This is a genomic window from Clostridium sp. (assembly GCF_021443865.1).
GTDB lineage: Bacteria > Bacillota > Clostridia > Clostridiales > Clostridiaceae > Clostridium.
In genome coordinates this window covers 3538-11394 of sequence record NZ_JABUTB010000008.1, presented here as the reverse complement: position 1 = coordinate 11394, position 7857 = coordinate 3538, and the positions used below count along the sequence as shown (strand labels likewise).

At 27.2% G+C, this 7857-nt stretch carries 8 protein-coding genes; 7 read left to right on the top strand and 1 reads right to left on the bottom strand.

Features of this window, described 5'->3' with window-relative positions:
* From HUJ77_RS02585 to HUJ77_RS02560, 6 genes are all read left to right on the top strand, one after another.
* On the top strand, positions 1 to 1058 hold a 1058-nt coding region (locus tag HUJ77_RS02585), incomplete at its 5' end, for a Gfo/Idh/MocA family oxidoreductase (RefSeq protein ID WP_291707010.1).
* A 43-nt stretch (positions 1059 to 1101) separates the two neighbouring features.
* A complete protein-coding gene (locus tag HUJ77_RS02580; RefSeq protein ID WP_291707009.1) occupies positions 1102 to 2217 on the top strand; it encodes a glycosyltransferase family 4 protein in 1116 nt (371 codons plus the stop codon).
* A gap of 142 nt (positions 2218 to 2359) precedes the next feature.
* Positions 2360 to 2941, top strand: coding sequence for a hypothetical protein (locus HUJ77_RS02575; RefSeq protein ID WP_291707008.1), 582 nt, complete (start codon positions 2360 to 2362; stop codon positions 2939 to 2941).
* Positions 2942 to 2961: 20 nt separating this feature from the next.
* Positions 2962 to 3345 (top strand): GntR family transcriptional regulator, encoded by a 384-nt coding sequence (locus tag HUJ77_RS02570; RefSeq protein WP_291707007.1) that lies wholly within the window; start codon positions 2962 to 2964, stop codon positions 3343 to 3345.
* A complete protein-coding gene (locus HUJ77_RS02565) occupies positions 3345 to 4241 on the top strand; it encodes an ABC transporter ATP-binding protein (protein WP_291707006.1) in 897 nt (298 codons plus the stop codon). Before HUJ77_RS02570 ends, HUJ77_RS02565 begins: the two co-directional genes overlap by 1 nt.
* The gene (locus HUJ77_RS02560; RefSeq protein WP_291707005.1) at positions 4222 to 5244 is read left to right on the top strand and encodes a hypothetical protein; all 1023 of its coding nucleotides are present in this window, start codon (positions 4222 to 4224) and stop codon (positions 5242 to 5244) included. Before HUJ77_RS02565 ends, HUJ77_RS02560 begins: the two co-directional genes overlap by 20 nt.
* Before the next feature lie 331 nt (positions 5245 to 5575).
* Here HUJ77_RS02560 and brnQ read toward each other — a convergent pair whose 3' ends face one another.
* Positions 5576 to 6853 (bottom strand): branched-chain amino acid transport system II carrier protein, encoded by a 1278-nt coding sequence (gene brnQ, locus HUJ77_RS02555; protein WP_291707004.1) that lies wholly within the window; start codon positions 6851 to 6853, stop codon positions 5576 to 5578.
* A gap of 233 nt (positions 6854 to 7086) precedes the next feature.
* On the opposite strand from brnQ, the gene HUJ77_RS02550 reads away from it, so the two are divergent.
* Positions 7087 to 7857 (top strand): glycosyltransferase family 2 protein (locus HUJ77_RS02550; RefSeq protein ID WP_291707003.1); only part of this gene is annotated, 771 nt, incomplete at its 3' end.

The window sequence follows — 7857 nt, the reverse complement described above, 5'->3', positions numbered from 1 at the left end:
TTGGTTGTGGAAGAATATCATATAAACATGTAGAGGGATTATGTGAAAATAAGGAATTAGCTAATCTAGTTGCTACATGCGATGTGAAAGTAGAATTAGCTGAGGCTAAGGCTAAAGAATATGTTGAAAAAATGGGTGATTCTTCTATAAAGGTTGGAACCTATAAAGACTATAAGGAAATGCTTGAAAAGGAAGATATAGATGTTGTAACTATTGCCACTGAAAGTGGATATCATGCTGAAATTGCAATTTATTGCATGAACAAAGGAAAACATGTAATAGTTGAAAAGCCTATGGCTATGTCAATTGATGATGCTAATGAAATGATTAAAGTTGCAAAAGAAAATAATGTTAAATTATCTGTAGCTCATCAAAATAGATTTAACAAGCCAGTTCAAAAGCTAAGAGAAGCAGTTGAAGGTGATAAGTTCGGAAGAATAATGAATGGAACTGCTAGAATTCTTTGGAGAAGAGATGATAATTATTATAAGCAAGCTCCATGGAGAGGTACTTGGGATTTAGATGGTGGTACTTTAATGAATCAATGTATTCATAATATAGACTTATTACAATGGATGATAGGATCTGAAGTTGAAAGAGTATATGCAGAGGCTGATACTTTTAGAAATCCAATTGAAGGAGAAGACTTTGGAGCTATAGTAATTAGATTTAAAAATGGAGCTATTGGTATAGTTGAAGGAAGTGCAGTAGTATATCCAAAGAACTTAGAAGAAACTTTAAGTATATTTGGAACTGAGGGAACTGTAGTAATAGGTGGCCTTGCTGTTAATGAGCTTAAGACTTGGAGATTTGATGGTGAAGATGAAGAAGCTGCAAAGAGTGATTTACAAGTTAAAATAGATAGTGTTTATGGTAAAGGACATACTCCTTTATTTAGAGATGTTATAGAAGCTATAAATGATAATAGAAAGCCATATGTAAGCGGTGAAGATGCAATTGTTCCTTTATCAATTATTTTAGCAGCATATAAGTCAAGAAAAACTGGAATGCCAGTAAATTTCCCATTTAATAATTTTTCGAGCTCAGATATGAAATAATTAAGTAGAGACATAAATATGCATAAATGGGTAAGGTGGTTGAATGAAAAAGAAAGTATGCCATATTTCAACTGTGCATCGTGAAAATGATAATAGAATATTATTTAAACAATGTAGTAGTATAAAAAAAGCAGGCTATGATGTTTCACTAATAATTACTTCTGATAGGAATAAAAAAATTAATGGTGTTGATATAGTCCCGCTTACGAAAAGAAATGGTAGAATAGAAAGATTAATTTATAAAAGTAATGAAGCTTTTAAGAAGGCATTAGAATTAGATGCGGATATTTATCATTTTCATGACCCAGAATTGATACCTATAGGCAAGAGACTTGTTAGAAAAGGTAAAAAAGTAATATATGATGTTCATGAAGATGTTCCTAAGCAGATATTATCAAAAAGTTATTTAGGCCCAAAATGGTTTAAAGAGATAATAGCTTCAATTTTTAATAAATACGAAAAATATCAAAGTAAAAGTTTTAGTGCTATTATAACGATACTTGATGAATTAAAAGATGAATTTGAGAAATATAATAAGAATGTTATAAGTGTTAAAAACTATGCTATTAAAGATATAATTGATGAAAGCGTACCTATTGAAGAAAAAACAGATAGGGATGAATTTATAATATTATATATAGGATCTATAACTCAAATAAGAGGAATTAAAGAAATGATTAAAGCTACAGAAGAATTTAATGGTAAAGTTAAATTATGGCTAGTAGGTCAATGGGAATCAGAAGAATTAAAACTTCAGTGTGAAGCTCTTAAGGGTTATGAGAATACTATTTATTATGGAGAATTCAAAGCAAAAGATTTATACAAGTATGTGAAATCAGCTGATGTTGGATTAAGTGTATTACACCCTACGCCTAATTATAAAAGAGCTATACCTACTAAAGTAATAGAATATATGGCTTGTGAGTTACCGGTTATATTGTCAGACTTTCCATTTTGGAAAGAATTGTTTGGGGATATTGGAGAATATGTTAATCCTTTAGATATAAAGGAAATATCTAAAGCGATAGAGTTTTATATGAATAATAGAGATGAAATTATTAAAATAGGTAAAAGTAATAGAGATAATTTTGTTAATAACTTCTGTTGGGATAGTGAAGAAAAAAAATTATTGAATTTATATGATAAATTATTATCCTAATTTTAAGAAAAATTTAATATAACTATTATACATATTAAGAAAATATTAATTGTATAAATACAATAAATTCCATATAATACTAAGTGTGCTATTTATATTAGTACACTTAGTATTTTTATTTTATTCTTCAGGAGGAATAGGTATGAAGAAATCAACATTTTTAGCTATTAGTGCTGTTATTTTAGCTTTTTTTATAGTATCAGCATTTGGCAATAGTGAAAAGTTATATGAGAAAAAAGAAAACTTTGAAAGGCCTGAAGAGGCAATAGTTAATTTTATAGGATATGTAAACAGTTATGAAACTGTTAAGGAAAAGAATAGTTATTATGAAATTTTACCAAGAGAGTTCTTAGAAAGTATATCTAAGAGATATAGATTATATACTGGAACTTTTATGTTATATAGATCTATATTAGGACAAGTACCAGCACTATATAGTTATGAAATTCATGAAATAGATTATAATTCTCTTACTTATTTAAAGGAAAGTTATGAGGATTCTTTTAAGCATATAGCTAATTATAAAAGAGATGAGAATCCAAGGGTATATAGATTAGATGGCTTTGGTGTTTATGATAGTCATATTGATAAAAGTTCTATTAATGAAGATGGTACTGTTAATAATATTGATGGCACAGTAGGAGAACCATTAAGTGTATATTTAATAGTTATAGATGAAGGTGAAGGATTTGTAGTTGATTATTATTCAGTAAGTTATCAGTAGCCTAAAGTTGAGGTGAGGTTATGTTAAAAATAGATGCTAGACTTAGTACTCCAATTTATGAGCAAGTTATATTTCGAGTTAAGGAACTTATACTTAAAGGGGTCTTTAAGGCAGGAGATAAATTACCTTCAGTTAGGGAGTTATCTACAGCCTTAACTATTAATCCTAATACTGTTAGTAAGGCTTATATTGAGCTTGAAAAGGAGAATATAGTTGAAGTCATAAGAGGAAAAGGCACTTTTATAGCTACAGATTATAGTACAATTATTTCCAAGGAAAAGTTAGATAATATAATTTCTGACTTTAAGAAAATTATTTTAGAAGCAAATTATTTAGGATTAGGAGAAAAGGATTTAATTTCATTATTAAGTAATGAATATAGGCATATAAGGGGTGAAGTATAATGTTGGAGTTAAAAGATTACTCTTTTAGTTATGGAGAGTTTGATATATTAGATAATATAAATTTTTCCTTAGAGAAGGGAAAGGTATTAGGAATAGTAGGGCCTAGTGGGGTAGGTAAAACTTCTTTAATAAAAGCCATTGTTGGTATTTATAAGGGAACATCTGGAGTAGCACTTTATGATGGTGAAGAAATATATGATAATCCATGTGTTAAGAAGAAAATATCCTTCGTTCCAGATGAACATAGTAGCTTTTATTTAATTACATTAAGGGAAATAGTTAAGTTTTATAAAGGGTTATATGCTGATTTTGATGAAGAAAGATTTTATAGTATAAATAAGATATTTAAGATTCCTCTTAATAAAAGATTTTTACAATTATCTAAAGGTATGAAGATGAGGGTAAATTTAATGATAGCTTTTTCTTTAAATGCTGAATTATTGGTTTTAGATGAACCAACTTCAGGGTTAGATCCAATATTAAAGGAAAAGGTTCTAAAGATAATAATGGAAGAAGTATCAAGTGGTAATAAATCTGTTATTATTAGTTCACATAACTTAACAGAGCTAGAGAGAATTTGCGATGATGTATTAATATTAAATGAAGGAAAGGTTGAGTATCATAATACCTTAGATAATATTAAGAAAAATATTAAGAAGATACAAATTGCCTTTGATATGCCTGTATATGAAGAAGACTTATATTTCCCGGGAATATTTAATATTTCTCAAGTTGGAAGGGTATTTACAATAGTAATAGAAGATAATGAAGATAAATTTATAGAATATGTTAATAAGTTTAATCCCTTATTTATAGAAGAAATAGACTTAAGTTTAGAAGAGGTATTCATAAATAAGATAGAAGGGAAGGTTAGCAATGAAGAAGTATTTAAATAATAATTTATTTTATCAAGGAGATGCTAATATCTTTCTTTCACTAAGTATGGTATATATATCAACCTTTATACTGCTTTTAATATTAACTAATAATTACTTTAGTACTGGAATAAGCTATTATTTGTATAATCAAACAGATAAGAAATTTATTTTTTCTGCTGAGGGAGTATTACTATTAATTGCTTATATTGGAATTGTATATATTATAACAGTTGGAATTTTTAAAAGAAAAAAGTGGTCTACTTTTTTAGCAGGGCCATTTTCAAGATTGGATATTAGAAAAAGAGAGCTTATTATAGTAATAATTTCAGTTCTTATATTTGTTGGAATGTATTTATTTATAATTATTAAAAATTATATTCAGTATCAAGATATTGTAGTTTACATAGCTAATTTTTATAAAATGGTGCTTTTAGATGTTATAAGAATAATTAGTTTATCAATTATAATAATAGGTGTTGTAGCAGTATTAGATAGTATTTTTGCAAACCTTTATTATTTAATTGCAGCAACTGTTATTTCTTTTATATACTCAATTTTCTTATTAATAAACTTCGATTCATTGCTTAGTTATTATTCCTATGGTGAATGGAGAGGGCTAAGATATGTTTATAATGGATTATATGAATATATAGGATTTATGACTATAGGGAATGCTGTAACAGATTTGCAGATTATATCTACGTCAATTGTTTTTATAATTATAGGAATTTCACTAATTTTTCTTTCAAAAATATTAACTAATAGAATGTTAGTGGAAAATATGAATGAGGGAATAATTTTAAGTTTTCCTAAAAAAATAGCAAAATTTGTTGTAACTACATTAGGTGGAGTATTGACTGCACCATATATAAGTTCCATAATAGATGAGATATATTTTAAACACAGCTTAGGAGTTTATGAACTGGCACTTTTAAAAGTTATAATAATAATTGTAGTAAGTTTAGTAACATATTATATATTTAGAAACTTTAAAAAAGTAAAGAAGGATGTATACTATTAAAAGATAGAATTAAAGGTAGTTAGAATAGAAGTAAAAAATGAACTTAAATGTGCAAATTAAATGGTTTATAGTTTGCTTAGGCTTTATTTAAAGTTTATAATTTAAAGTAATATTAAAGGATGCTTTATTGGCATCCTTTTTACTTGCTTATATGTAATTAAAAGTTAGAATAATAGTTTAAAGACTAATATAATAGCCTAAACATATGTATAACATAAACTTAAGTAAAATCTATCTATAAAAATAATTGTAATTAAGTAGTATTATTATGTACTTCTATTTATAACCAATCTTCCATAACTTTTCACTCTTAACTATTATCTATTCAATACTACTCAAATTCTGGTTCTTGATCTTGGTTATCTATAATTGTAAATATAATATAGCTAAGTATTATAGAAAGTACTGTTGGTATAAACCAACCAAATCCCAATTCAGCTAAAGGAATAAAGTTTAAGTTTATTCCAGGAATAGAAAATAAAATACCAAATATCAATGATGTATAAACACCAACTTTAATTGCTTTATCGTTGTTAATATATTTAGATAAAAGAGTAGTTACTATAAGTGTAATTGAAACAGGATAAAGTATATTTAAAATTGGAACTGATAAAACTATTATATTATCAACACCAAGAGTAGCGATGCCTAAGCTTACAATGGATATTAGTATTGCATTAAGCTTAAAGGAAAACCTACCATTAGAAATTCTTTCAAAGAAGTTTGCACCAGAAGTTATTAACCCTATAGAAGTAGTTAAACAAGCTAGTCCCATTGCTATTCCTATAATAACTGGGCCAATATTTCCTAAAATACTTTTAGAAATTAATATTAATAAACTAGTTTTACTTATTTCAGGTGAAGCTAGTCCAATTGTTTGAGCTCCTATGTAAGTTAAGCCGCCATATACAAAAGCAAGTCCTAGTATAGCAACTAAACTTGATTTCATAATCATTGTAGGCATTTCTTTATCTTTATAGCCCTTATCTTTTATAGAATTTGTTATCATTCCTGCAAATAAAAGGGCAGCTATAGCATCCATTGTTTGATATCCCTCTAATAAAGAATGAGGGAAAACATTAATTGCATTAGTTTCTACAACATTGCCAATAGGCATAACTAATCCTTTAACTATTAAAATAAATAATATTATCATTAGTGATGGTGTTAAGTATTTTCCAATAGCATCAATTATTGAAGTTTTTCCTAAAACAAAATATAAATTAATTAGGAAATATATAGTCATTGCAATAAAAGGAGATACACCACTGAAAAATGGACTTATTGTTAATTCAAAAGTAGTTGCAGCAGTTCTAGGAATTGCAAGCATAGGACCAATTGCTATAAATAATATAGCAGTAAAAGTAATAGCAAATTTTGGACCTACTCTATTTACAATAGACTTAAAGCTTCCATCCCCTTTAGAACAAGCTATTATTGCTAAGAGAGGTAGCCCTACTCCAGTCAATATAAAACCTATAATACCTAAAAGGTATTGATCTCCTATTGCATTCCCTAAGAATGCAGGAAATATTAAGTTCCCTGCCCCAAAAAACATTGAAAATAGAGCAAAACCAACTATAATAGAATCTTTTGTACTTTTCTTCATTATTTTTCCTCCGTAACTATAACCATATTCAATATTTATTAAAAAAATATATAATTTTTTAATAAAATGCTCAATAATACTTAAATATATTAACATAATGTCACAATTTCTTCAATGGAATCATATTTAATTTTTTGTAAAATAAATATAAAATCCTATAGATTGTTTAAATTTATGATTATGATATAATTAAGAGATGTATTTAACATATTAAATAGTTGGGAGTTGTAGTTGTGAATAAAACAGTTTCAATTATTATTCCTTGTAGGAATGAAGAAAATTATATAAGACAATGTATAGATTCTTTTTTGAATCAAAGTTATCCTAAAGAATTAATAGAGATAATTATAGCAGACGGAATGTCAACAGATAACACTAGAAATATAATAAATGAAATGTCAAAGGAACATGATAATATTGTTCTAATAGATAATAAGAAATTTACAGCACCTGCTGGAATGAATCTTGGTATTAAGAAAAGTAAATCAGATATAATTATTATATTTGGAGCCCATGCATATGCTGATAAAGATTTTGTAAAGGAAAATGTTCTAGCTCTAGCAAATAAGGAAATAGGTTGTGCTGGAGGGGTAATAACTACAGTTAATGACAGTATTAAAGGAGAAGCTATAGCAGAGGCTATGAGTTGCCCATTTGGGGTAGGAAATGCCTTGTTTAGATATTCAGAAAAAGAAGCTTTTGTAGATACAGTAGGATTTGGAGCCTATGATAGAAAGTTTATTATTGATATTGGATTATTTGATGAAGAGCTAGTTAGAAATCAAGATGATGAATTAAATTTTAGAGTGCAAAAGAGTGGTAAAAAGATATTATTAAATCCTAAAATAAAATCAACATATTACAGTAGAGGTGATTTTAAAAAGTTATGGAGACAATACTATCAATATGGTTTTTGGAAGGTTAGAGTTATTCAAAAGCATAATAAACCTGCATCAGTTAGGCACTTAATACCACTTGCATTTGTTTTATTTTTATTATTTGGA